22 protein-coding genes, 3 tRNA genes and 1 pseudogene are annotated in these 24,898 nt (G+C 37.5%); 15 read left to right on the top strand and 11 right to left on the bottom strand.

Annotation, left to right across the window (positions count from 1 at the left end; translation table 11 throughout):
• Window positions 1-21: 21 nt before the first annotated feature.
• From FFONT_RS04730 to FFONT_RS04710, 5 genes are read left to right on the top strand one after another with little or no spacing between them, the layout of a single operon-like run.
• Entirely contained in the window at window positions 22-336 is a 315-nt protein-coding gene (locus FFONT_RS04730; RefSeq protein ID WP_148683663.1) for a V-type ATP synthase subunit F, read from the top strand.
• 26 nt (window positions 337-362) lie between these two features.
• Window positions 363-980, top strand: a complete 618-nt coding sequence (locus tag FFONT_RS04725; RefSeq protein WP_014558090.1) for a V-type ATP synthase subunit E — start codon at window positions 363-365, stop codon at window positions 978-980.
• Complete coding sequence (locus FFONT_RS04720) at window positions 977-2,758, top strand: V-type ATP synthase subunit A (protein ID WP_148683662.1); 1,782 nt, start codon at window positions 977-979, stop codon at window positions 2,756-2,758. Before FFONT_RS04725 ends, FFONT_RS04720 begins: the two co-directional genes overlap by 4 nt.
• A gap of 40 nt (window positions 2,759-2,798) precedes the next feature.
• Entirely contained in the window at window positions 2,799-4,184 is a 1,386-nt protein-coding gene (locus tag FFONT_RS04715; protein WP_148683850.1) for a V-type ATP synthase subunit B, read from the top strand.
• Complete coding sequence (locus tag FFONT_RS04710) at window positions 4,181-4,810, top strand: V-type ATP synthase subunit D (protein WP_014558087.1); 630 nt, start codon at window positions 4,181-4,183, stop codon at window positions 4,808-4,810. The genes FFONT_RS04715 and FFONT_RS04710 overlap by 4 nt, the downstream gene beginning before the upstream one ends.
• 110 nt (window positions 4,811-4,920) lie before the next feature.
• On the opposite strand, the gene FFONT_RS04705 is transcribed toward FFONT_RS04710, so the two are convergent.
• On the bottom strand, window positions 4,921-5,295 hold the full coding sequence (locus FFONT_RS04705; protein ID WP_014558086.1) for a hypothetical protein: 375 nt from the start codon (window positions 5,293-5,295) through the stop codon (window positions 4,921-4,923).
• Window positions 5,296-5,747: 452 nt separating this feature from the next.
• On the opposite strand from FFONT_RS04705, the gene FFONT_RS04700 reads away from it, so the two are divergent.
• Window positions 5,748-5,820 (top strand) — tRNA-Ala (locus FFONT_RS04700).
• 47 nt (window positions 5,821-5,867) lie between these two features.
• Here the strand turns inward: FFONT_RS04700 and FFONT_RS04695 are convergent.
• Both FFONT_RS04695 and FFONT_RS04690 read right to left on the bottom strand, forming a co-directional pair.
• Window positions 5,868-6,113, bottom strand: coding sequence for an ATP synthase subunit c family protein (locus FFONT_RS04695; RefSeq protein ID WP_148683849.1), 246 nt, complete (start codon window positions 6,111-6,113; stop codon window positions 5,868-5,870).
• Between the two features lie 393 nt (window positions 6,114-6,506).
• Window positions 6,507-6,582, bottom strand: a tRNA-Arg gene (locus tag FFONT_RS04690).
• Window positions 6,583-6,800: 218 nt separating this feature from the next.
• On the opposite strand from FFONT_RS04690, the gene yciH reads away from it, so the two are divergent.
• From yciH to FFONT_RS07330, 7 genes and pseudogenes are all read left to right on the top strand, one after another.
• Window positions 6,801-7,100, top strand: a complete 300-nt coding sequence (gene yciH, locus FFONT_RS04685) for a stress response translation initiation inhibitor YciH (protein ID WP_193803949.1) — start codon at window positions 6,801-6,803, stop codon at window positions 7,098-7,100.
• A 104-nt stretch (window positions 7,101-7,204) separates the two neighbouring features.
• Complete coding sequence (locus tag FFONT_RS04680; protein ID WP_014558083.1) at window positions 7,205-8,155, top strand: transcription initiation factor IIB; 951 nt, start codon at window positions 7,205-7,207, stop codon at window positions 8,153-8,155.
• An 89-nt stretch (window positions 8,156-8,244) separates the two neighbouring features.
• Window positions 8,245-8,318, top strand: a tRNA-Pro gene (locus tag FFONT_RS04675).
• Between the two features lie 33 nt (window positions 8,319-8,351).
• Window positions 8,352-9,488 (top strand): peptide chain release factor aRF-1, encoded by a 1,137-nt coding sequence (gene prf1, locus FFONT_RS04670; protein WP_014558082.1) that lies wholly within the window; start codon window positions 8,352-8,354, stop codon window positions 9,486-9,488.
• Between the two features lie 1,007 nt (window positions 9,489-10,495).
• A pseudogene (locus tag FFONT_RS07360) lies at window positions 10,496-11,415 on the top strand (chloride channel protein); the annotation flags it as partial.
• 15 nt (window positions 11,416-11,430) lie between these two features.
• Window positions 11,431-11,574 carry a hypothetical protein gene (locus FFONT_RS07105; RefSeq protein ID WP_211206219.1) on the top strand — a complete coding sequence of 48 codons (144 nt, stop codon included), beginning with the start codon at window positions 11,431-11,433 and terminating at the stop codon, window positions 11,572-11,574.
• Complete coding sequence (locus FFONT_RS07330; RefSeq protein ID WP_014558078.1) at window positions 11,565-11,714, top strand: CBS domain-containing protein; 150 nt, start codon at window positions 11,565-11,567, stop codon at window positions 11,712-11,714. Before FFONT_RS07105 ends, FFONT_RS07330 begins: the two co-directional genes overlap by 10 nt.
• Before the next feature lie 501 nt (window positions 11,715-12,215).
• Here FFONT_RS07330 and FFONT_RS04655 read toward each other — a convergent pair.
• From FFONT_RS04655 to lysS, 5 genes are all read right to left on the bottom strand, one after another.
• Window positions 12,216-13,475 carry a glycosyltransferase family 4 protein gene (locus FFONT_RS04655; protein ID WP_014558077.1) on the bottom strand — a complete coding sequence of 420 codons (1,260 nt, stop codon included), beginning with the start codon at window positions 13,473-13,475 and terminating at the stop codon, window positions 12,216-12,218.
• Window positions 13,476-13,574: 99 nt separating this feature from the next.
• On the bottom strand, window positions 13,575-14,465 hold the full coding sequence (locus FFONT_RS04650; RefSeq protein WP_014558076.1) for a VIT1/CCC1 transporter family protein: 891 nt from the start codon (window positions 14,463-14,465) through the stop codon (window positions 13,575-13,577).
• Between the two features lie 16 nt (window positions 14,466-14,481).
• On the bottom strand, window positions 14,482-14,715 hold the full coding sequence (locus FFONT_RS04645; protein WP_148683661.1) for a hypothetical protein: 234 nt from the start codon (window positions 14,713-14,715) through the stop codon (window positions 14,482-14,484).
• 50 nt (window positions 14,716-14,765) lie between these two features.
• Window positions 14,766-16,214 carry a proline--tRNA ligase gene (gene proS, locus FFONT_RS04640; RefSeq protein WP_014558074.1) on the bottom strand — a complete coding sequence of 483 codons (1,449 nt, stop codon included), beginning with the start codon at window positions 16,212-16,214 and terminating at the stop codon, window positions 14,766-14,768.
• Window positions 16,215-16,364: 150 nt separating this feature from the next.
• Complete coding sequence (lysS, locus tag FFONT_RS04635; protein ID WP_014558073.1) at window positions 16,365-17,924, bottom strand: lysine--tRNA ligase; 1,560 nt, start codon at window positions 17,922-17,924, stop codon at window positions 16,365-16,367.
• A gap of 390 nt (window positions 17,925-18,314) precedes the next feature.
• Here lysS and FFONT_RS04630 point away from each other — a divergent pair, with 390 nt between their 5' ends.
• Window positions 18,315-19,571 (top strand): aminotransferase-like domain-containing protein, encoded by a 1,257-nt coding sequence (locus FFONT_RS04630; RefSeq protein ID WP_014558072.1) that lies wholly within the window; start codon window positions 18,315-18,317, stop codon window positions 19,569-19,571.
• Window positions 19,572-19,641: 70 nt separating this feature from the next.
• Here the strand turns inward: FFONT_RS04630 and FFONT_RS04625 are convergent, their stop codons facing one another.
• From FFONT_RS04625 to FFONT_RS07100, 3 genes are read right to left on the bottom strand one after another with little or no spacing between them, the layout of a single operon-like run.
• The gene (locus tag FFONT_RS04625) at window positions 19,642-20,601 is read right to left on the bottom strand and encodes a thiamine pyrophosphate-dependent enzyme (RefSeq protein ID WP_014558071.1); all 960 of its coding nucleotides are present in this window, start codon (window positions 20,599-20,601) and stop codon (window positions 19,642-19,644) included.
• A complete protein-coding gene (locus tag FFONT_RS04620) occupies window positions 20,598-21,836 on the bottom strand; it encodes a 2-oxoacid:ferredoxin oxidoreductase subunit alpha (RefSeq protein WP_014558070.1) in 1,239 nt (412 codons plus the stop codon). Before FFONT_RS04620 ends, FFONT_RS04625 begins: the two co-directional genes overlap by 4 nt.
• A 10-nt stretch (window positions 21,837-21,846) precedes the next feature.
• Window positions 21,847-22,971 (bottom strand): 4Fe-4S binding protein, encoded by a 1,125-nt coding sequence (locus tag FFONT_RS07100; protein WP_014558069.1) that lies wholly within the window; start codon window positions 22,969-22,971, stop codon window positions 21,847-21,849.
• 220 nt (window positions 22,972-23,191) lie between these two features.
• On the opposite strand from FFONT_RS07100, the gene metG reads away from it, so the two are divergent.
• Entirely contained in the window at window positions 23,192-24,898 is a 1,707-nt protein-coding gene (gene metG, locus FFONT_RS04610; RefSeq protein ID WP_014558068.1) for a methionine--tRNA ligase, read from the top strand.

The raw sequence follows: 24,898 nt of genomic DNA, 5'->3' as shown, positions 1-24,898 counted from the left end.
AATAAGTTTAAGTGGATACACATGAGTGCTCAGATCAATAATGGCAAAGTATTAGTAATCGGAGGAAAGAACTTAGTTCTGATGTACAAGATGATAGGTTGCGAAGGAATAGAAGAGAGAAACCCAGACAATATTGCACAGATTATAGAAACTTATGCTAAAAGGCAAGATATCAGCGTTATTTTGGTTGAAAAAGAATTAGGAGAGCTTATATCGTCAGATATCGAAAACATTAGAAAAAAGACTGGAAAGATTATTTTTTACTTGCCTTCACCCTCAAGTGCTATGGAGCCTACGGACATCAGAAAAATGGTCATGAGAGCTTTAGGGTTATAAATAATAATTGACTTTGGTGGTTTGCCTTGGAAGAAGGTAATATTGAGTCCTTGCTTGAATATGTTATCAACAAGGTAATAAATGAATTCAAGGATACCGTTGAAGAATTGCGTAAAGATGCACATGAATTGCTCGACGATGCATATAAAAATACGAAGAATTCTCTAGTTAAGGAGCTTAGCGACCTTTATGAGAATTACGTTGAAAGCGTGAATAACTTAAGGTCATTAAGGCAGTATGAAATAAAAATAAAAACTCAAGAAAAAAAAGCGGAAATCGTTGACCTTGCGCTTAAAGAAGTTGAGAAGAAGATCTTTTATGAGCTTGATAAAGAGGAAAAGAAAATTATTTACGAAGCAATACTTTCAAAACTAAAGGAGTCTATAAAGTTGACAAACGGAGAGATCCACATTGAAAAGGAAGACAAAGATCTTGTTTCTAAGATTATAAAGAAAAAATTAGAAGATAGTAAAGAAAAGATTAAAATTATTGACGATCTTCCCTCCGGCACTGGAGGAATTAAATTTGTCTCTCAAGACGGTTCAACTGTTTATGATTTTACCTTGAAAAAGATATTTGAACTTTCTAAGTTTGAACTAGCCTCAATTGTTTATAATGTTTTATTCGGGGGTGAAGAAAAATAGCAATAACAGGTAAGATCAAGAGGATTTCAGGATCGCTTATCGTAGCTGAAGGGATGAAGGGAGTAAAGATGTACGAAGTTGTAGAAGTTGGTAGCGATGGAATCATAGGAGAGGTCACGAGGATCGTAGGCGATGACGCATATATACAGGTATATGAATCAACTTCAGGTATTAAGCCAGGAGATATAGTTGTATCCTCGGGTTCTCCCCTCTCTGTTGAGCTCGGACCAGGACTGTTGACACAGATATACGACGGAATACAAAGACCTTTAGAAGTAATTAAAGAAAAAAGTGGTTCAATTTTTATTAGAAGAGGTATTAAGAGCCCTGCACTTCCAAGGAATAAAAAATGGCACTTTATGCCAAATAAAGAGCTCAAAACAGGAGATGAAGTAAGTAGCGGCACAGTGCTAGGTAGCGTTAAGGAGACAGAACTTATTGAGCACAGAATACTCGTCCCGCCTAATATTAGTGGGAAATTGACTTTTTTGGCTAAAGAAGATGATTATAGTGTTGAAGATGTAATAGCAAAAGTTACTAAGGAAAATGAAGAAAGAGAATTAAAGTTATATCATAATTGGCCGGTGAGAATTCCAAGACCTTTTAAAGAAAAACTCGAGCCTACAGAACCACTTATCACTGGCTTAAGAATAATAGATACATTCTTTCCAATAGCAAAAGGAGGAACAGCCGCTATTCCTGGAGGCTTCGGTACAGGAAAAACAGTCACTCTTCATGGTATTGCTCAGTGGAGTGAAGCAAAAGTGGTCATTTACATCGGGTGCGGTGAAAGAGGAAATGAAATGACGGAAGTTCTTGAAAAGTTTCCTCATTACAAAGATCCATGGACAGGAAGACCGCTGATGGAAAGAACTATACTTATTGCAAATACGAGCAATATGCCTGTTGCTGCAAGAGAAGCTAGCATTTATGTCGGAGTGACACTTGCAGAGTATTACAGAGATCAAGGATATGATGTTTTGCTTGTAGCCGACTCAACCAGCAGGTGGGCTGAAGCACTTAGAGAAATTGGAGGCAGGCTTGAAGAGATGCCTGCTGAAGAGGGATACCCAAGCTATTTAGCATCAAGACTTGCTGAATTTTATGAAAGAGCTGGTAGAGTTATAGCACTTGGCGATCCAAAGAGGATAGGATCAGTTACTCTTGGCGGTGCAGTATCGCCCCCAGGTGGGGACTTTACAGAGCCAGTAACCAGCCATACAAGAAGGTTTGTGAGAGTATTCTGGGCACTAGACACGACATTAGCTTATTCCAGGCATTATCCTGCTATTAACTGGCTGACCAGCTATAGCGCATATGCAGAGACTGTTGCTGAATGGTGGAAAAAGAATGTCAGTCCTAGCTGGGCCGAGGACAGACAGAAGGCCTTAAATATTTTGTATAGAGAGAATGAGATTAAGGAGATTGTAAGGCTTGTTGGAACAGAGGGTTTAAGCGAGAGCGATAAGCTCATTTTGTTTATAGCAAACGTTCTTAAGGATGGATTTCTTAAGCAAAATGCATTCGATCCTATAGATGCCTTTAGTGAGCCAAAGAGACAATACAAGATGCTAAAATCGATTCTTGAGGTATATGAAAAGCTTAATGCCATAATTTCAAGTGGAAAGGCAAACATGTCAGAATTAGAGGAATTGATAAAGGACGATATATCGTCGCTTGTAAGAGGAAGATATTCTATTCCTCATAATAAGCTTGAAATGTTCGATAACATAATAAGAGGCATATTTGAAAAGGTCAAGAAGTACGAAAACTCTTGAGGTGATAATATTGGAGAGCACAAGAAGAATTCATGGAGTAATGGAGTCAAAAGAAATAGAAATGATAAGAGGCCCCCTTCTGTTTGTAAAGGTTTCTTCAGGAGTCGCTTTTGATGAAGTTGTTGAAGTTGAGTTGCAAGATGGTGAGAAAAGGAGGGGAAGAGTGCTCGATGTTAGTAAGAATTTAGCCGTAATACAAATATTTGAGGGGACGACTGGGATAGGATCTCTAGGAACAACTGTAAGATTTCTAGGAGAGACTTTTGAAGTTGGAGTCTCCGAAGATATGCTCGGCAGGATTTTTGATGGGCTCGGAAACCCGATTGATGGTGGTCCCATGGTAATTGCCACCGAAAAGAGAGATATAAACGGTGATCCGCTAAATCCTGCATCTAGAGCTTATCCCAAAGACTTTATACAGACTGGAGTAAGTGCTATAGATGTAATGAATACTCTTGTTAGAGGGCAAAAGTTACCAATTTTCAGCGGTGGAGGCTTACCGCACAATATGTTAGCTGCACAAATCGCGAGGCAAGCAGTAGTTAGGGGTGAAGAAGAAGAATTCGCTGTGGTGTTTGCAGCAGTAGGCATAAAGTACGATGACTTCCTGTTCTTCAAGAGATTCTTTGAGGAAAGCGGAGCAAAAAACAAAGTAGCAATGTTTGTTAACTTGGCGAATGAGCCTGCAATGATAAGGCTGATTACTCCAAGGGTTGCTCTGACATTAGCTGAATATTTGGCATATGAAAAAGACATGCACATACTTGCAATTATAACTGATATGACAAATTATGCTGAAGCATTAAGAGAAATTAGTGCTGCTAGAGAAGAAATACCTGGCAGACAGGGATACCCTGGATACATGTACAGCGACTTCGCCTCAATTTATGAGAGGGCAGGAAGGGCTATCGGAAAGAAGGGGAGCATTACACAGATGCCCATTTTGTCAATGCCTAACGATGATATAACGCATCCAATCCCAGACTTAACTGGCTATATTACTGAGGGACAGATCGTTTTAGACAGAGGCCTATTCAATAAAGGTATTTATCCCCCAATAAACGTCTTAATGAGCCTATCAAGGCTTATGAAAGAAGGAATAGGTCCAGATAAAACTAGGGAAGATCACGGCGATGTTTATAACCAATTATATGCAGCATATAGCAGAGCACAAGAGCTTAGAAGTTTAGCAACGATCATTGGGGAAGAAAGCCTTAGTTCTACTGATAAACTGTATTTAAGATTCGCTGAATCGTTTGAGAGAACGTTCATAAATCAGTCTCCTACAGAAAATAGGTCAATAGAGCAGAGCTTAGACTTAGCCTGGTCTATATTATCTATTTTGCCAGAATCTGAGCTCACAAACATTAGGACAGAGCTCATCAATAAGTACTATAAGAAAGGCATGGAAGCTGAACCGAAATGAGCTTTGATAAAAGAAGCACATTGCCAACAAAAATCAATCTAATCAAATTGAAGAGAGACCTTACACTTATAAGAAGAGTTAGAGAGGTTTTAGAAGAGAAGAGATCAGCGCTACTTTTATATCTTAATACAATGATTAAAGAATATGAAAAGCTTTATAATGAGACTTCTTCAGAATTAAAGAAGGCATACGATACCTTGCAAGCAAGCCTTCTAACTATAGGCTATAACAGATCCAAGGAAATATCTGATATTGTCCCTTCTACTCTAAGAGTAAATGTTAAGATAAGAGCGCTTTTTGCAGTTAAAGTTCCTTACATCTCTATAGCTGAGAATTCTTTTCCAAAAATGGACTTCCCCTCTGATGTCCCTCCTTCATTGATAGAATCGAGAGAGAAGCTAAAGGAAGTTTTTGAGAAGCTCCTACGATTAATTGAAGTTGAAAATACACTGTTTACTATAATAAACGAACTGAAAACTACACAGAGACTGATAAACTCTATAGATTATTCGATTATTCCTAACTACGAGAAAACGATAAGGTATATTTCACTTGTACTGGACGAAAGAGAAAGAGAGGAATTCTCTAGACTAAAAATGATAAAGAAGATTCATGAAGAAGCTTAAACTTTCTTCATCCCCGCCTTAAAAGACAAGGCTTTCAGTTGTAATCGTAAGAGAGGAAATCTTTAAAAACTAAATCCATAGTTTTCACCAAAAAACAATTTCGAAATAGATTATGATAATACGAGCTTTCCCTCATTTTCAAGGGCTTCTAAAATCCACAATGCAACTACAGTCGCTACTTCTTTTCTTGCAGAAAAAGGATCTGTTTTTATTCCATATACTGATTCATATGCCTTTAAGGCTATTCCGCTATCAATTCTGTTAATTATTTTTGCAACGAGCTCATCTATTATCTCTGAAACTTTTAATCTTGTCTTTTTTTCTCTGATCAGCTTTTCCGCATAATCTAAATCATCAGTACTGAGTACAACATCCTTCTCTTTTTCTGGGCTTTCTCTTTTTGCAATTTCCCAGTATTTAAATATAAGCTCATAGTTGGCACCAAGTTTTCCTGAAGCAAGCAATGGAAGCTTTTTTTCTACCAAACTTATTTGCCTTAACAAACTGTTTTGAGTTTCATAAAAGTTTATATTTTGATGTTAATGTTTTTTTTGCTATTTATAAATCTCTCCGCATTTGAATTCTAGAGTTGAGCTGCTCTGTGAAGGGAAAAGAGCCCTTCCAGAGAACAGCGATAAGAAGATTGTAGAATTTCTTTAGATGCTTCGCGATAAAATCTATAGAACCCTCAGATGCTTTAGAATATTGTTGCATGCATAAACATGTTCTCCAAATACCTTGCTCTTGAAAGCCTTTAAGCCATATGCAGAACCAAGAAGGGATGCATCAACTAATATGAACTTATATGAGATCTGAATCCTTCACTTATAAGTTATTTATAAATTTAAACTGATAATGTTATTTGAAATCAAGTTAGGATTCCCACTAATTCCAAAAACTTATTTTAACCTAAAAAAGATAACTAAAAATTGTTTGAGGGCCGGTAGCTCAGCTGGAAGAGCGCTGCCCTCGCACGGCAGAGGTCCCGGGTTCAAGTCCCGGCCGGTCCACTTTTTATACATTTTTGGATTGAAAACGATTTATTTATTCAAATGTTTTAAAGAATTATTATTACAAGGATTGCAATTATTAGCCCATATATAGCAATTCCTTCTCCAAGTGCCACTATGAGAAGTACTGTCCCAAATGCTTCGGGCTTTTCAGAGAGCACACTTAATCCAGCTGCTCCTGTCCTACCGACTGCTATGCCCCCTCCTATACCTGCCAGTCCTATAGCTAATCCAGCGCCAATTGCCTTATATCCAGCAGTTTCTGAACCTGTTGTTGTCTGCGCATATGCCATTGTTCCTATAATTGAAATCAAAAGTATTGAAGCAAATAATAATAGTAATCTTAGCCTGTTGAGCGATTTACCTTGCAACTCTAACACCTATGAGTATATTTTAGTTATATATTTTAAATTAGTTATTTAAAAAAAGAAATAAAAAGATTATGGTTTTAGCTTAAGTATATTTTTATTTTTCAATGTTAAAAATATATTTAACTTTTTAAACTTTTCGTTATTTCTTTATTTGCAAATTTCCATGCTATAAAATAGTTATATTGAAACTTAAAGCCTGCATATTTAGAGTAGGAGAGGATGGCAGTTCAATACTTTGCATAAATTTAAATAAATTTAAGTAAAATCCTATACTTCTTTCATTTGAAAGAATATAAAAATCTTTATAAAAAGATGCGGGCCCGCCGGGATTTGAACCCGGGATCCCCGGCTTCGCAGGCCGGTGCCCTGATCCTGGCTAGGCGACGGGCCCTTTTTTTGCAACAATTTCTAAAATGTTTTATTCAAATTTTTGAAGTGAAAGATTTCTACTTTTAATTCTTGGTGATTAGTTTAATATTAATATTTATTATGCGATCAGAATTCAGAAGATCATAAGCTCAAAAAAATTTTAACCAAAATTTATATATAGGTTCTCGCATTTAATCTTATTGATGGAGGAAGGTTGCAATACAAATGGAGAAGAAAGATATAGATTCTATATGTGGAGGTCTACCACCCGAACTCTGTGAACAGCTCGCAAAAGAACAGCAACTTATAAAAATTAGGCTTGAAAAGAGAAAGTTTGGAAAAGAAGTAACAATAATAGAAGGTATTGATGAAAAAGAAGTAGATATAAAGAAACTTGCTTCTCAGCTAAAGACTAAATTGGCGACAGGCGGTACTGCAAAGAATGGCAGGATAGAGCTCCAGGGAGATCATAGAAGTGCTCTTAAAGAAATTCTCATACAGTTCGGATTTCCTGAAGAAAGTATAATAGTAGTAAGCTAACGAAAAATTTATAAATAATTAACCGAAAATTTTATATACTATTTTTTAAACCAATATATAAATTGGATCTTCTTTCTTAATCAGGTGGAAATTTGTTATGAGTTCTGAAGCTTCTAAAGAAAAAAAAGAAGGAAGAAGCTAGAAAAAGCGAAAATGAAAGTGGTTGCCCGCCAAACGCTATTGTATTTGATCCGGAAAGGGGAGAGTATATTTGCACAGAAACGGGAGAAGTTCTAGAGCAAAAGTTGGTTAATCAAGGACCCGAGTGGCGCGCCTTTACGCCAGAAGAGAAGGAAAAAAGGAGCAGAATAGGGGGGCCACTATCTCCAACTGTTCATGATAGAGGATTGACAACCTTAATTGACTGGAGAGACCGTGATGCCAGCGGTAAAAAGCTTGAGCCAAAAAAGAGGCTCGAATTTCTTAGATATAGGAAGTGGCAGATACGAAGTAGAATACAGTCTAGCATCGATAGAAACCTCGCTCAAGCTATGAACGAGCTAGATAGGCTTTCCAATCAGCTTCACTTAAATAGAGCAGTAAGAGAAGAAGCGGCAGTTATTTATAGAAAAGCTGTAGAAAAGGGATTAGTTAGAGGGAGGAGTATAGAAAGCGTTATCGCCGCTTCAGTATATGTTGCATGCAGATTGAAGAAGCTACCTAGAACGCTCGATGAAATCTCTCTGCATACAAGGGCTAATAGGAAAGAGATCGCGAGATGTTATAGGCTTCTGGTAAAGGAGCTACAGCTTAAAGTTCCCATAGCAGATCCTATAGATTACATTCCAAGGATGGGTAGCCTGTTAGATCTCAGTGGAAAGGCAATGAATATTGCTGCAAGGATAGTCAAGATCGCTAAACAGAAGGCCCTTACTGCAGGAAAGGATCCTGCTGGCTTAGCGGCGGCTGCAATATATGTTGCAACTTTATTAGAAAACGAGAAGAGAACTCAGAAAGAAATAGCAAATATTGCAGGAGTCACAGAGGTCACTGTAAGGAATAGATATAAAGAGCTTGTCAATGAATTAAAGCTTGACATTCCTGAAGAAGATTAAACAATTAAAAAATTTTTTAGCAAAAAATTAATAATTGAAAAGAATGTTAGCAATTTTTAAAACCTGCATTTAAAATAAAAATATTACAAGGGGCCGTCGTCTAGCTTGGTAGGATGCGAGGCTTGGGCCCTCGTGGTCCGGGGTTCAAATCCCCGCGGCCCCACTTTTCAGAAAAATTGATTACCTTTGATTTTAAATGTTTAAAAGTTCAAGACTGAAGTTGGTGCCAGAAGTGTCGTCAAGCTACTTAATTTCTAAGGAACATCTTAAAGCTATTGTTAAGGAGCTGAAGCAGTGGGTAGCTCCAGCAACAACTCTACTATCTTTGTACATTCCTCCAGGCAGACCGATAAGCGATGTTGTTAATATGCTTAGAGAAGAGCTTAGCATAACTGATAACATAAAGCTAAAAAGGACGAAAGATGCTGTTCAGACATCACTTAGCATGGCTATAGATAGATTATCTAGTATAAATAAAGTTCCTGAAAACGGGCTTGTCCTTTTTTGCGGGAAAAACAGCGATACTAATAAAGAAATATGCCTGATGTTTTCTCCGCCTGAACCAGTGAAGATCTATTTCTACAGAACAGACAAGTGGTTCCATGTAGAATATCTTGAAGATATGATATCTGAGAAGGATTACTATGGTCTAATATTGATAGAAAGAGATGAGGCTACGATTGGGCTACTTAAAGGTACAACGATCCAAATGCTTGACAACTTTATGAGTTACATCCCTGGCAAGCACACAAAAGGAGGACAGAGCCAAAGGAGGTTCGACAGGATTATTGAACAGATGGTCGAGGACTTCTACAAAACCGTTGCAGAAAGAGCGAAGCAACTATTTGAGCCGCTACTCCTCGAAGGAAAGCTCAAAGGCATATTAATTGGAGGCCCTGGCTACAGCAAACAAGATTTCGTCACCGGAGAATATCTTGAAAAAAGATTCAGAGACTTGGTCATAAATAAATTAATAGATGTCGGCTATCAGGGAGAAGCGGGACTAAGAGAGCTCGTCCTAAAGGCTGAGGATGTGCTTCAAGATCACAGATATTCTGATATTGTCAAGAAAGCTGAAGAGCTAAAACTTCACATGGCAAAAGCCGATGGGCTTTATGTTTTTGGGATTGAAGAGGTGAAGCATGCTGCAGAAATTGGCGCCTTGCAGACATTGCTGATAATTGAGTCTCATCCTAATATAGATGAAATGGAAGCAGTAGCAAAGAAGTCAAATGCTGAAATAGTAATAGTACCTGAAGACACCCCAGAGGGTGAGTGGCTAAAATCTTCCTTTGGAGGAGTGGCTGGAATTTTAAGATATAAACTTTATTAGAATATTTAAAAATAGACGTATATTTTTATAATTTTATAATAACGCAATTTTGTGTTCAAAATTCTGCTTTCTGCTTAAGAGCTTATGCTTTTCCATTTGTTAAAATATTAGATAATTTTTCATAACTATTTCTGTCCTTTACAACTGAAGGCTCGCCATTTAGGGCAAGGGGGAGGGGAGGTCAGTAGATTCTTAAGCTTAGCAATGACATTGCTTATATCGTATTTAACGAGATATATTTCGAATTTAAAACTTTCTGTATCTAAAATTCCAAAAGAAGCTCATGAACCTTCATCTTTTGGTTGACCTACACTGCCAGGATTTAGAACTCGATTTTAATCTATTTTTAAATCCATGAGAATATTGTGTATGACCTGCGAAGGCAATTCTTTGCTCGTTATCTCTTTTTCTTATCATGTAACAATAGAGAAGAAGAGAGCATCGTCCTAAAATTTCAAATGATAAGCTTGGATACATATATTCGTAAAGCAGGTTTCTTGGAGAGCCGTATACTAAAGTTATTTTCTCTTCATCTAACTCGAGGTTTGCTATAGGTTTGAAGCTTCTAAGCCAAGCTATATATTCTTCCGATAGGATCTTAAAAGAAATTTCGGTTCTGGTATATACGCTTAATTCATTCGTTTTCTCTCCGCATCCACAATCAATATTGTAGGCTACAGCAAAGTCGTGATTTCCTGAAAGTATAATCCTTGGATTGATCTCTTACTAAGTCTATAACTTTTTCCGGCTCGGGCCGTAATCCACTAAATCTCTTGATATCCATACTTCGTTCCAAGCTTTAACATGATCAATTACTGTTTAAAGCGCATCATAATTTCCATGTATGTCTGAAAGTATTAGTATTTTTACGGACAATCACCGTCATTTTGAACCTTGTAATCTTAATGCTTTTTAGCTTTTTTTATTTTATTATATGTATTTAGTAGCTATACTACCCACCTATAATCAATATTAAAGATGTCTTGTACTATTCGCAGGAATTAGAGATGATCTTTGATGATGAAAAAATTGACGAGATATCTCCATATACAAAGTGGTATATTCTTGGAATTATTTTAGGTGTAGCTGCTGGACTTTCAGCACTTGCTTTTTATTTTTCCCTATAAGTTTATGGAATTCCTATTCATGGAAAAATTCGTAGGGCTAAAGTTACTAACCCTGCTGGGCGAAAGTAGGTCGTTGAACTACTACTATCAGGCAAAAAAGAATTTGGCTAATACCTATTTCTACAGCTTTGGGGGCTAATTTCAGGGTTAATAGTTTATACATGGACACCAGAAGCTGAAGGACATGGAACTAATGCTGCAATAAATGCTTTTCACAGAATGCAAGGTAAAATTAGAAGAAGAATACCATTAGTTAAACTTATTGCTTCTGCAATAACGATATAATCCGGAGGAAGTGCAGGAAGAGAGGGACCAACAGCGCAGTTAAGTGCAGGAATAGGTTCGATAATTGCAGACTTATTTCATCTATCTCCTGAAGATAGAAGGATGATGGTAGCAATAGGTATAGGAACTGGTATAGGATCTATATTTAAAGCACTATTAGAGGAGCGCTTCTTGCTGGAGAAATATTATATATAAAAAAGACTTTGAAACTGAGGTTATACTTCCATCACTTGTTGCATCCGCTGTAGGATACACTATTTTTGGATCTGTAATTGGATTCTCTCCCATATTCGGAAATTATATAGGATCTTTTGTCCCTTCAACCTTCCCCTTATACTTCATTCTTGGTATAGTTGACGGCTTGATTGCCATATTATATGTTAAAATTTTTTATTTCATAAATGACTCGTTTAAAAATTGGAAAGCTAACAATTATTTAAAAACCCGTCATAGGCGGGCTCATAACAGGAATTTTTGGCTTAATTTTTCCTGAAATCTTGGGTACTAGTTACGGCACGGGAAGTTATCATTTGTTACCATATGCAATGATTGCTGTAGCTACTGCATATACAGTATCTGGAGATTACAGCATATACAGGTCTCAAGTTCCGACAAAAAGAGATTCTCCTGCTTATATTAAAGAACATTCTGTACCCCTCTTTTTATGGAACTAAAAGTTAAAGACTGTGAAAGTACAAAAGAACTGGTAATTAATTCAGACGATGATGCTAACAAAGCACTGAACGTAATGCTTAAACATAGGCTTTCCTCTTTACCAGTAATCGATAAAGATGACAATTTTGTTGAATATTGAACTTTTTTGATATGATAAATGCGAAAGGTAAAGTAAACGATTTTATGCCGATCCAGGACTTATACTTTTAAGAACGCTTGGTCCGGTGCTCGGAGGAATAGTTGCAGTATTGCTTATTTGGACTACGGCTGATAACGATCTCTAGATATTCGATATTCTTTAACGGTTAATATTTTCGTTTTTCGTTCATGTTTATTTTTTGTAGAAAATTTAAAACAGTTCCAATTTCTAGTAAATTTGTATGAATTATAACCATATATGTTTGATTTATATCATCTTTGTTAACATATAAAATGATCGGCGAATCTATCTTTTTTGATATTTTTACGAAAACACTATCCGTTGATGCTTTTATTGATATAGCATAACTCCTAATTACCAATCCATTAGACCTCTATTTGAAAAATTTTTGTAGCATCAATTATGATAACAATTGCAAGAGAAAATCTAGTCTTCTAAGCTTAGTGAAATTTGTTATTTCTTTTTAATATAGGTAGGAGATTACATTTTCTTTATATATTCATTGAAACGTTGGACAAATTTTTCGATTCTTAGATCATCTGACCTCCTCAATGACATTGAGGAATAATGCCTCCATGTTTTTTCATCGTTTATTAACTTTACTATTTCCTGTATTGCTTCTTCTGCATTTTCATATCCAACTCCGCTTTTTCCTGCTAGTGCTAGATCGCTCCATAGTCCTCCACTTTTATGAATAACAACTGGAAGTCCAAATGACATTCCTTCAGCTATTGAAATGCCCCAGTGCTCATTAATAGTAGCGTGAAGAAGAACCTTAGATCTCCTCAACACTTCGTTAACTATCTCTTTATCAAGGTTCTCTAATAGATAAACTCTTGCATTTTTTCTAATATCGAAAGAGTAGCTTATGTTAAGTTTGTTTAAAATGCTTACAAGCTCATTTACATAAGAAGCCGACCTTCTCCCTTTCGAATATCCTACAAAATAAAACTTCGAATCACCAACTTCATTAACAACTTTAGGAACAATATTTTCTATTACCCAATGATACCTTTTTTCCCTTGAAAATCTTCCCAGTAGCACGATGCTGTTCTCTCTAGATGAAAAATCCTTGAGTTCTGAAGGGTCAATATTGTTTGGAGGAATAGGAGGATTTAGAACCTTGGGCTTCTGAGAATATATAGAACTGACTATCTTAGCAACATACTCTGAATTAACGAGAACAAGGTGAGCACTATCGAAAGGATTCTCTCTTTTAAATTTTGATGAAATCTTTCCAAACATCGAAAAATATAGTGAACCTATTATTCCATTATAGTTCTCTTTGATGTAAGGGTCACCGTTTAAGTTGATTTTTCTATCATTTAAGCTCATAAAATATGCTTCTATTGGAAAATGTATATATTCGATAACCTTTATGCCGTTTTTTCTTACTTTATTACCATCATAGAACGGAGAGTCCACAAAGAGAAACTCCGGGTCTGTAGATTTTATAACTTTATTTATTTCCCTTCTCAGGAGTATTCTCATCATTAGCCCAAAGCTGTTTATACTAATTGCAGCATGAGTTCTCGGGAACGAAGAAAGATCAATTCCAAAGGATTTCTTAATAACAAGGTCATCTATCTTAGATACAGAGACGAGAGTTGGCATATAACCTATAAGGCTAAAAGCTAAGGCAACGCTGGCGCTTAAAAGCTCAGATCCTCCTGCAGTATTCCAGAAGTGGTGTGCGACTAATGCATCGCTTTTAAAAGCATCTATTTCAGCCGATTTCATCGAGACTTCTGCACCATATCATGATGTCAAATAAAAAAAATAAAATGAACAATCTGTGGAAAAAGTCGGGATTTATTCGGTACTCATTCGAGATTCGGATCAAAGAATCCCTCTTATTCCGAAAGCCGTACCCAAGAGATCGCCAAAGAAATATGTCACAAAAGCTGTTCCAAGCATTAATAAAGTAGACTCAATAAATTCCCTCTTAAAATCTTTTTCCTGAAGCGTAGAACCATAATAAGTGAAACTTGCGATCATTAAAATTGCGATTGATATTGATACCAAAAATGCAGTTAGCATTTTCCTTATTAAAAAGTAAGGCAGAGCTAATACTGAAACCGCAGAGATGTAAGCCAAACCGGTCATGAGCGCGGAAGTCCTTGGAGACTTTCCAGCTTCATGCTTTGCTTGTAAATATGCTGCAGATGCCATTGAAATCGCAGCGGAAACTCCGACTACCATACCAGCAATTCCCGTAACAATAGTCGATTCGGTGACTCCCAAGAATCCTGCATGAACCCCGTTTATCTCAACTATGGCATCTGCAAGTCCCAATATTATAAAGCTCATATATCTAACAACCTTCTCATCTAAAGACTGAATTTCTGTCTTCTCATGAATTTCTTCGTCTTGAATTATCTTCATAAGCACTTGAGCATCTTCGCCTTTGAGTTCGCTTAGCATTTTCTTATAGCTTTCAATTGCCTTTTTTTCTTTATTTTCTAAGTATTTTAAAGTAAAAGTTATTCCGAATAGCTTTCGCAAGAAAAGAAAGAAGAGCATCTTTGAATTAATACTCTCCGTCTTGCAATCTTTTCCGTAAAGCTTTTTCCAGAATTTATAATGCCCTTCTTCATCTTTAGCGATCGCTTCTAAAATCTTCCTCCTATTTTCATCCTTTTCTTTGCTTGCAATATACGCGTATAGCATGCTATCTTCGTACTCTTGCTCGCAAAACTCCCTTGCCTTTTCCAATATTTCGTTAGCCATTATCCTCTCCTCATATTTATATATGCTTCTTAGATCTTTTTTCTCTTAACTCTTTAAACTCATCTATTAATTTTTTTGCTGTTTCTGAAACGCATTCGGCTGAAGGAGATTCTTCTATTAATCTCTTAAAAAAGAGCGCTGCACATTTTGATGAATGAAAGTCTAGTTGCAAGCCTTCTCTCTTTATTCTTATGCCTTGTCCTTCATAAAAGACCTTTCCGCAAACAACGCATTCATATTTTTCCTTCAAAAAATCTCTCACCACTATAAAAGTAGAAGAATAAAGATTTATTTATTAGTTTAGTAAGTCTTTGCCAGCCTTAAAGAAGTAACTGCATTCCTGCCGCACACTGGGCAGGTTTTTCCCTTTATCCATTCGGGCTTTTCTATCGGAGAGCCAAGAACCCTTATGCCGGTTCTTTCCTGTATCTTTAAAGCGCAGTCCTCGCTACCACACCAAGGAACCTCTATTATTCCCCTGACCCTTTCTCCATACTCCATAGTCAGCTCTAGTTTTTCTACTTTCGATATCTTTTCCTCCATTTTCTTCTTCGCTCTTTCTCTCAATCTCTTATCTATCTCTTCTCCTTCCTTCCTGACACTTTCACAGATTTTTTCTCTGGCTATGCTCTTTTTCTTTAGCTCATCCCTTGTTACTATGACCACTGTTTTAGAAGAGATCTCCCTTTTTCCTATCTCTAGCCTTATTGGCACCCCCCTCAGCTCCCAATCATAAAACTTCTTTCCAGGAGTTAGCTCTGTTCTAGTATCAATAACAGTTCTGATTCCACAATTTTCTAGCTCATTCCTAATCTCTTCCGAATATTCTATGACGCCTTTTTTCTCCTCATCATTGAAATATATAGGTATTATAACGACTTTTATAGGAGCGATAATATATGGAAGAATGAGCCCTCTTTTATCTCCGTGTATCGAAATGGTTGATGCAATTACTCTATCCGATAATCCATAGCTTGTCTGCCACACATAGTCATTTTCTCCATTTTCCTGCAATACTTTAACATCAAGCGATTTTGAGAAGTTTTGCCCTAAGTGGTGAACCGTTCCAACTTGGAGAACTTTCCCATCAGGCATAACTGTGTCAAAAGCTATTGTATAAAGCGCTCCAGCAAACTTATCAAAATCAGGTCTTTTTGATATGACGTATGGGATCCCTAGCTGGTCAAATATTGTACTATATATTTCAATTGCTTCCCTTACCTGCCTGTCTGCATCTTCAAAAGTTGAGTGAGCAGTATGCGCTTCCTTAAAAGTCGATACCTCCCTCAGCCTTATCATCGCTCTTGTAGCTTTGGTCTCATATCTGAAAATGCTTACTATCTGGTAGAATTTCTTCGGTAGTTGCTTGTAACTATTAAGCCAGTAACTCTCCATCAAGCTTATAGAAGTCTCGCTTGTTGGCCTCAGGGCAAGCTTGACATCTAATTCATCGAGGCCTCCATGTGTGACCCAATATACTTCATCTCTGAACCCTCTTATATGTTCTTCCTCTTTTATTAGCAAGTCCTCAGGTATAAGAAGAGGGAGTAGGATTTCTTCGTGACCTTTAGAATCGTGCTCTTTTCTTATCAGCTCTATAATATTTTTTCTTAATGCAAACCCATATGGCATCCATACACCCATTCCTTTCACTGGATATCTTCCATAGTCATAAATCTCTGCTTCTTTAATAACAGTGTCAAACCACTCACTAAATTCTTCTGGATTTATGTCATCCAAATACCTCACCTTCCGATTCAATGCAAAAACATAGCATTTGAAACATCTATTATAAAAATAGGCTTAATATTAATTTTTAAAATGCGAATAATATATTGAAAATTATGCGAAATTCGTAATCATTTTGAAAAATATTTAAGTGTAAAGTAAAATCTTGTACTATTCTTTAACATATAAATCTTTATAGAACTCTATGAGCTTAGGTTCTATTTCTGCTAGCGTCTGGAAGTCGTCTGGTATTACGTAAGTGAATGGTATAACATCTTTTATAGATGGCAGACCAGAAAGTATCTGGATTAGTCTGTATAATCCGATGCCCGTACCTCCTGTTGGAGGCAGACCATATTCTAACGCCCTTATGAAGTCCTTGTCCATTGGGTGCGTTTCCGTTCCTCTTCCTGCTTTCTTTCTCAACTCTTCTTCCTCTTTAAATGCCATATACTGTATTATAGGATTGTTAAGCTCGGAATATCCGTTTCCAACTTCCATTCCAGCAATGTAGAGCTCGAATCTTTCTGCATAATTAGGATCTACCCTATATGGTCTAGCAAGCGGAGAAATGTCTCTTGGGAACAGTGTTATAAATGTCGGGTTCCTCAGCTTTTTCTCAGCTACTTTTTCAAAAATGTTTTCGACTAGCTTCCCTTTTCTGGGGTCGTCTATTCCTACTCCAAGCTGCTTTGCTATCTCCACTAACTCTTCGTGAGTTTTGTTCTTTATGTTTATCCCTCCATAGGTCTCAACAGCTTCCTCTAAAGTCATTTTCTTAAATGGCCTGGAGAAGTCAAGCGTTTCTTTTTCCCCATCTGGTTTTGTTATTTCAACTTTATAATCTCCGTATACTGCTTTAACAGATTCCGCAACAAGCTCCTCAGTCAAATCTAAAATGTCATTCCAGTCTCCAAACGCTTTGTAGGCTTCTAGTTGTATGAACTCAGGATAGTGTGTAACGTCTATATCTTCATTTCTAAAGCATACGGCTATCTCGTATACTCTATGCAATCCAGCCACAACTAGTCTTTTTAGATACGTCTCCGGGGCGATGCTTAAATATCCCATCCTGTCAAGAGCTTCTATTTTTGTTACGAAGGGTTTCGCAAGTGCCCCCCCATATATAGGCTGTATTTTTGGGGTATGGACTTCAACAAAGTTTTTCTTATCAAGTATAAGTCTCATAGTCATCTCAATTTTGTACAGATCTACTAAAGCTTTTCTTACCTTCGAATTAAGGAGTATATCCAAGTACCTCTCTCTATACCTCTGTTCAGGATCTTTTACTCCAAACTCGTGGAAAGGTATCGGTCTCCATGCGATAGAGAGAAGGTCAAAGTCTTCTGCAAGGATTGATATCTCTCCCGCTTTTGTTCTTATTATCCTACCTTTAATTCCAAGGAAATCTCCTTTATCGATCAAATCTAAAAGGGCATCTTTAGGAGGCTTGACTGTATCCCTCCTCAATACTATCTGTATCCTCCCCATCTGATCATAGAGATCTATAAATAGTATGCCTCCGTGTCTTCTAATATGCCATATTCTTCCAGCAACTGAGACCGTATCATTGGTCTCCTCACCAGGCTGAAGATGGCTGTACTTATTCTTTATATCTTCAGAAAATGCCGTAACATCATACCTATAAGCGACCCTATACGGGTCCAAACCCAAATCTCTTAATTTTGAAATTTTTTCTACTAGATTTTTTACCCAAGTTTCTTGTACCATCTTCTTTCCCTACCAATAATTATAATTATGGTCTAATTACGATATGCTTTCCATAGGAAGTGTTGATTTTTTATTTTTCTTTTTTCTACATAATTAAGTTTTACTTTATTTTTAAAATAAAAAAACGATAGGATCTATGTTACAGTTATCTTCTGCTATAAAGCTCGGCTCTTTTCCAACATTACGATTTCCTAAACTTTAAAGTAGAGAATTTAATAACATGAAACAATATTACTAAAATTTAATGTTGAGTTTTATCTTAAAAGCGATACTCTCAATTATAAAACCTTAAAAAATATTTATAAACAAATCAAAAAGCAATCAAAAAGAAAAGATCAAAAAGAAAACTTTTAAAAAAGTTCCAATCGTAATAAATATATGGGTAATAGTATGAAAGAAAGGTCTATAGAAAAAACAGAAGCTTTATCTTTAAAACATGAAAAATTCTTCTCTAAAAAAGCACTAGAAATGAAGGCTTCTGAAACTAGAGAACTTTTGAAACTTGTAGAAAATTCAAATGTAATCTCGCTAGCTGGAGGTATGCCAGCTCCTGAAACCTTTCCTGTAGATATAATCGGAGAAATCACACAAGAAGTAATAAAAAACCATGCCGCACAGGCACTTCAATACGGGACCACTAATGGCTTCACTCCTTTAAGAAATGCTATAGTTGAGTGGATGAAAAAGAAGTATAGCATTCAAATTTCTAAAGATAATTTAATAATAACAACCGGATCACAGCAAGCATTAGATTTAATCGGAAGAGTATTTATCAATCCTGGAGATGTCGTGATAGCAGAAGCTCCAACCTATCTTTCAGCTCTTCAGGCTTTCGAATACTACAAGCCAGAATTTGTTCAAATTCCTCTAGACGATGAGGGGATTCGCATCGACCTTCTTGAAGAAAAGCTGAAGGAACTTAAGTCTCAGGGAAAAAGCGTAAAGTTTGTTTACACAATCTCAATATTCCAGAATCCTGCAGGAGTAACTATGAGTGAAAAGAGAAGGAAGGAAATTCTTGAGCTTGCTTCACAGTATGACTTTATAATCATAGAAGACAACCCCTATGGAGAGCTTCGCTACTCTGGTAGCCCTATTAGGCCTATCAAATCATGGGATGATGATGGAAGAGTTCTTTATTTAGGAACCCTTTCAAAAGTTTTAGCTCCAGGCTTCAGAATTGGGTGGATAGCTGGAGATCCTCGCTTTATAAATAAGCTTGAGATAGCGAAGCAGAGCGTCGACCTATGTACTAGCACATTTAACCAGGTTATAGCATGGAAATACATTGAGGGAGGGTATCTAGATAAGCAAATACCAAAGATAGTCGAATTTTACAAACCTAGGAGGGATGCTATGCTGAAGGCTCTTGAAGACTTCATGCCAGAGGGAGTTAAATGGACAAAACCTGAAGGGGGAATGTTTATCTGGGTAACAGCGCCAGAAGGAATAGATACAAAGCTTATGTTTGAAAAGGCTGTTGCAAAAGGAGTTGCATATGTGCCAGGAGAGGCGTTCTATGCACATAGAGAAGTTAAGAATGCTATGAGGCTAAACTTCACATATGTTTCAGAAGAAAAGATTAGAGAAGGAATAAGCAGGCTTGCAGAAACAATTAAGGAGGAAATTAAAAAAAGCAAAATTTAACTTTTTTACTAATCATCAAGATTTTTTGAAATCGGAACATCAGAATATTTGTATTTAGATTTATAAAAAATTAATATGGAAGGATTAGTTTTTCCTGTTTAGCTGATTCGTTCCAATAAAACCATTCCTCTTCGATCATCTTATCCATTTTATCAATATCTTCATCCTTCAAGTGTCTGAATCTTCCCTGTAATGACAAGTACTCCCTGACGTGCTTTCTTGGATTAGGCCTGTAATTCAGCTTAAATTGTCCTTCTATCAGCTCCCAAAGCACCCACATGCCGGTTTCAACTGCAAGTTTTGAAAGCATGACCGTATCAGCTGGAGATGTGAACCATCCTTTAGGACACGGAAACAGAGCGTGTATTACAGATGGTCCTCCTGAATTTAGAGCTCTAACTACCTTATTCATTAAGTCAAGAGGTGGCCATAGAGTCGCTGTTGCTACGTATTTTACATTTGGATGAGATGCTGCAATTAAAGCCACGTTCTTTTTATATCTGGTGTTTCCTAGAGGCTTTACCTTACCTGATGGAGTAAATGTGGTTGTAGCTCCCCAAGGTGTTGTGCTTGAAGCTTGTACACCTGTGTTCATATATCCCTCATTATCATATACAATATAGAGCAATCTTTGATAATCATAAGATAATCCCATAGACAATCCTGAAAGCCCTATATCTGCCATTGCTCCGTCTCCGCCCATTACTATCACATTGATATCTTCGGGCTTCCTTTTGCCTTTTAACATCAGTGTCCTTAGCGCAGAAGCAATGCCTATAGCAGCTGCTCCTCCCCCTCCAAGCTGAGTATGGTGCCACGGAACTGAATATGGCGATGTTAGAAATTGATGAGCATTTGCTACGTACATACATCCCGTTGGTCCTATGAATATCGTATTCGGACCTGCAGCTTTAGATATAAGCCTATATCCTATTGCAGGCCCGCAGCCTGCACATGTCCTCCTCCCTGCTGTATAGTAGTCAATAGGAGGAATTTCTCTCAAACTCTTAAATTCTGATTGCATGATCATATATCTTCACCTCTGAGCGTGAGCCAATAAGCTTTCTTCTGAGGTTTCTTGTGAACCGACTCGATTATCATTTCAGCAGCTTTCATAAAGTGCTCTACCTTTGGTTCTCTTCCTCCTAGGAAAAGGAAGTCCAAAAGTTCTGGCCTTGTATTCGTTTCATAGAGCGATGTCGCTATTTCGTGATATAGTGAACCTGTTCCAAATGGAGAGCCAAATGAATAGCCGAATTCTATTACCCCAGCAGCCTTGACTCCGTCAATGACTCTTAGTAAATCCTCAGCAGGGAATGGTCTCACATACCTCAGCCTAATAGTACCGATTTTAACTCCTTTTTCTCTCATTCTTTTTGCAACTATTTCTATATCCTTCATATACGCTCCCATACCAATGAGGGCGAAGTCAGCATCCTCCATTCCAATAGCCTCTATAAATGGAGGGTACTCTCTTCCTGTATAAGTAGCAAAGTCTTTCCAAGCTTCAACTATTACCTCTTTTGCCCTCTTTGTAGCGACGTCTACTAACTTTCTTTGTTCTGGTCCTATAAGTGATGGTGCTATGTGCTGAGCTTTAGTTACCGGTCCATCAATTGGATCAATTCTGTATGGAGGTTTATATGGGGGCAAAAAGTCAGTAGCCTGTTCTTTCGTCACAGGCACAATTGGAGTAGCAACATGAGTTAATGCCGCACCATCCAACACTACAAAATGAGGAAGGAGCACCCTTTTGTCTTCCGCAACTCTATATGCGACCAAAGTCATATCGTGGGCCTCTTGGACTGTTTTAGCCCATGATATAAGCCACCCATAGTCCCTAAACATTAATACATCGCTCCACTCCATTCCAAAGTTCCCTGGATCATCTAAAGCTCTAGTCCCTATAGCACCGACTACAGGCAACTGACTCAATGCTGTTACTATAATAGCTTCTGCCGCATAAGCCAGTCCAACACCGCTACTACCTACAAACGTCCTCGCTCCTACGGCTGAAGCATGCTTAACTATTTCAAATTGACTGTGCTCAGAATCAGCAATCACAACATCAGCAATGAACTCTCCATTAGCTATCATTGAAGCTAACGCATTCATTATTCCTGTATAAGGTCTGATCGGATAAGCGGAAATTACATCAACATCAGCAACCTTAACAGCCTCTGCTATCGCTCTAGCTCCATTCCATACTTTGAATTTAGGCTTTTCAATTGCAACTGGGGGAATGTTTTTTATTTCGGATGACATTTAGATCACCTCAGAATCCGTACTCTCTTTGGTCAAATCTCCTAAGCACCTCTCTATCCTTTAAGCCTTCAAGATGCTCAAGTTCCGATACCATACTTATAGCCTTTGCGGGGCATACATTAGCACAAATGCCACAGCCCTTGCAATAATCATAGTCGATCTTTATTGGATTGAAACTGATTGCGCCATCAGGGCAATAGTAGTGGCATAGTTTGCAATCTGTGCATCTCTTATAATCAATAATGGGTCTCTGCCACCTCCATTGAGTCGTAAAGCCGATGTTTTTATTTCCAGGCTTTGGACCAAACTCGATCAAACCAGGTGCTAAGACTTCCCACCTAGGCATTGAAGCTATTCTTGAAGAGTATGTTTGAGCTTCGGCTGCTGCCTTCTGATATGTATAGTAGACTTCTGGAGTCCAGAACTCTCCAGTATATTCAGGAAGTTCGATTTCGTTCTTTATTTTCTTAAACATCTCTGTCTCCTCAGCAAGTATATGGACCTCTTTGACTGACGAATTTTCGTAACCCTTTCTTATAGATTCTTTCTTTTTCTCTTTACCAAATATATCAGCCGCAGCAAGCAGAGAATCTAGGTCAACTCTGTCCCAAGCACTTGCTACTGCTCCTAGCATAGGATAGGCAATAGCAGAATCTATCCTAGCCGCGCTTATAGTTACAACCCTTCCGAACCAGTCTTGTGCTAGATTGTATTTTTTAACTAGCTTGACTACGTCATCAGGAGATATCGATGTGTTTACAACAAGTATAGCATTCTTCTTTGCGCCATCGAATAAAAGAGCCCTTTGAGATGTCTTTTGAAGCAGGAGACTTGAGCTAAAAACTGCAATAACATTGAAAAGTTCGCCAACAGGCTCAACCTCTTCGTGAAGAAGCACAGGAACATTTGGATTGCCAAACACCGTATAAAAGATCATGGGAATGTAGTTCCTTTCAGGGCTGTCGTCATACCTCATGTAGTAATATGTCTCAATTCCCTTGAGTGCTCCTACTTGAGCTAAAGTTTGCGAAAAAGCCGTCATATCTGCGGTATGATCGACGCCTATTCCGTGTGATATAATCCAATCAAGTTTTTCATAATCAAAATACCTTTCTATTTTTGGTGTGAATTTCACGAGTTTCAATGAGCTTCTGCACCTCATATATTTTTAATAACACTATTATACATATAATACAAGATATAAAGTAGAATATATACTGACACTTGAGATTTTTAGCTAATTTTTATTATAAAGTAAGCTTTTCGTAGCTAATTACTTCATATTTTAATAAATAAGTTTTTAAAATAACAATGAAATAACATTTTAAAAACTAGAAACTAAATGGCGGGTTGAAATGGGAAAATACGTTGTCTGCGCTGCATGGCCATACGTTAATAACGTTCCTCATCTTGGAACAATGATAGGTAGCTTGCTTTCAGGAGACGTCTACTTTAAATTTTTAAAGCTATTGGGAGAGGATGCTGTATATGTAAGCGGAAGTGATGAGCACGGCTCCCCCATAGAAGTAGAAGCTAAAAAGAAAGGGATAGAACCGAAGTTAATGACTGATGCGATGCATAGCTATGTAACTAAACTGATTAACGATTGGGAAATCACATTCACAAATTATTCGAGAACTCACAATCCTGTACACATAAATTTTGTTAGAGATTTCGTCATGAAATTATATGAAAACGGTTATATAGTTAAAAAGAAGGAGTTGCTTCCTTATTGCCCAGTTGACAAGATCTTTCTTGCAGACAGGTTCATAGAAGGCACCTGTCCATATTGCGGCTATGAAAAAGCGAGAGGAGATCAGTGCGATAACTGTGGTAGATTGCTGACTCCTACCGAGCTTATAAATCCGCATTGTGTCTTCTGCGGCTCAAAGCCAATATACAAGGAGACTGAGCACTGGTTTTTCAAAATGGACATGCTTCAAAATGAGCTTTTGGAATGGCTAAAGAACAACGATGAGCTTGACGACAATGTTAAGAACTACAGCATTAATTGGGTGGCAGAAGGATTGAAAGAAAGAAGTATAACAAGAGATGTTTCCTGGGGAGTCCCTGCACCTTTTCCCGGTGCTGAGGGAAAGACTATCTATGTATGGTTCGACGCACTGTTAGGATATATAAGTGCTGTTAAGGAGCACTTCGAAAAAATAGGAAGGAGCGATGAATTTGAAAAGTGGTGGAAGGACAAAAACACAAAAACCATATACTTTATTGGAAAAGACAACATCCCATTTCATGCGATAATATTCCCTTCAATGCTGATCGCCTCTAGAGAAGGTTATCCTCTGCCTTGGAAGATAAGCGCTACAGAATATCTTCTATTTCAAGAAGAGAAGTTCAGCAAAAGCAGAGGGATTGGAGTCTGGGCAGATGAAGCGCTCGAGATTCTCCCAGCAGATTACTGGAGATTTGCACTTATACGAATGAGGCCAGAAGCTAAGGATACAAACTTCAGCTGGAGTGAGTTCTACAGAATAATTAACTCAGAACTGAACGACGATATAGGCAACCTTGTACACAGGGTTCTGACATTTACATACAAGAACTTCAATGGCTCTGTACCAAATCAATCAAAGCTGAGCGAAGAGGATATTAAACTTTTAAATGATATGGAAAGATTTTACAATGAGGCGATCGCTGCTTATAGCAACGCTAAGCTTAAACTTGCAAGCGATAAGATATTGGAAATGGCCAGAAGGGGAAACCAGTATCTCAATTCTCAAGCACCGTGGGACGAAATTAAAGAGAGCAGAGAGAGAGCAGGCACTATTATTTACAACATGTTAAATTATGTGAATGTTCTAATGACTTTGCTCTGGCCTATAACTCCATCATCATCGGAGGCTTTTTACTCAATTTTAAATATCAATGGTCCTAAGGAAGGAGGTCTGAGGAGAATAATTCAGGAAAAGCTTGAATCCGGGAAGAGCATAAGGCAACCGCAACCCATATTCAAAAAATTACCTCCGGACTTCTTAGAAAAGATAGACTCAATAATTTCGAATGCAAGGGATAAAGTTGCACAGAAAAGACCGAAATTTTAA

It is taken from the genome of Fervidicoccus fontis Kam940 (assembly GCF_000258425.1).
In the GTDB taxonomy this organism is placed as follows: domain Archaea; phylum Thermoproteota; class Thermoprotei_A; order Sulfolobales; family Fervidicoccaceae; genus Fervidicoccus; species Fervidicoccus fontis.
This window is presented reverse-complemented; position numbering and strand designations above follow the sequence as displayed.

Excerpts from the sequence above, each read along its gene's own strand:
- FFONT_RS04695 (WP_148683849.1), bottom strand. The coding sequence starts at position 6,113 with ATGGCATATGCGCAGACAACAACAGGTTCAGAAACTGCTGGATATAAG.
- FFONT_RS04650 (WP_014558076.1), bottom strand. The coding sequence starts at position 14,465 with ATGGCTAACGAAATATTGGAAAAGGCAAGGGAGTTTTGCGAGCAAGAG.
- metG (WP_014558068.1), top strand. The coding sequence starts at position 23,192 with ATGGGAAAATACGTTGTCTGCGCTGCATGGCCATACGTTAATAACGTT.
- FFONT_RS04655 (WP_014558077.1), bottom strand. The coding sequence starts at position 13,475 with ATGAAATCGGCTGAAATAGATGCTTTTAAAAGCGATGCATTAGTCGCA.
- lysS (WP_014558073.1), bottom strand. The coding sequence starts at position 17,924 with ATGGTACAAGAAACTTGGGTAAAAAATCTAGTAGAAAAAATTTCAAAA.
- FFONT_RS04730 (WP_148683663.1), top strand. The coding sequence starts at position 22 with ATGAGTGCTCAGATCAATAATGGCAAAGTATTAGTAATCGGAGGAAAG.
- prf1 (WP_014558082.1), top strand. The coding sequence starts at position 8,352 with ATGTTTAAAAGTTCAAGACTGAAGTTGGTGCCAGAAGTGTCGTCAAGC.
- FFONT_RS04625 (WP_014558071.1), bottom strand. The coding sequence starts at position 20,601 with ATGATCATGCAATCAGAATTTAAGAGTTTGAGAGAAATTCCTCCTATT.
- FFONT_RS04620 (WP_014558070.1), bottom strand. The coding sequence starts at position 21,836 with ATGTCATCCGAAATAAAAAACATTCCCCCAGTTGCAATTGAAAAGCCT.
- FFONT_RS04630 (WP_014558072.1), top strand. The coding sequence starts at position 18,315 with ATGAAAGAAAGGTCTATAGAAAAAACAGAAGCTTTATCTTTAAAACAT.
- FFONT_RS04715 (WP_148683850.1), top strand. The coding sequence starts at position 2,799 with ATGGAGTCAAAAGAAATAGAAATGATAAGAGGCCCCCTTCTGTTTGTA.
- FFONT_RS07330 (WP_014558078.1), top strand. The coding sequence starts at position 11,565 with ATGGAACTAAAAGTTAAAGACTGTGAAAGTACAAAAGAACTGGTAATT.
- FFONT_RS04710 (WP_014558087.1), top strand. The coding sequence starts at position 4,181 with ATGAGCTTTGATAAAAGAAGCACATTGCCAACAAAAATCAATCTAATC.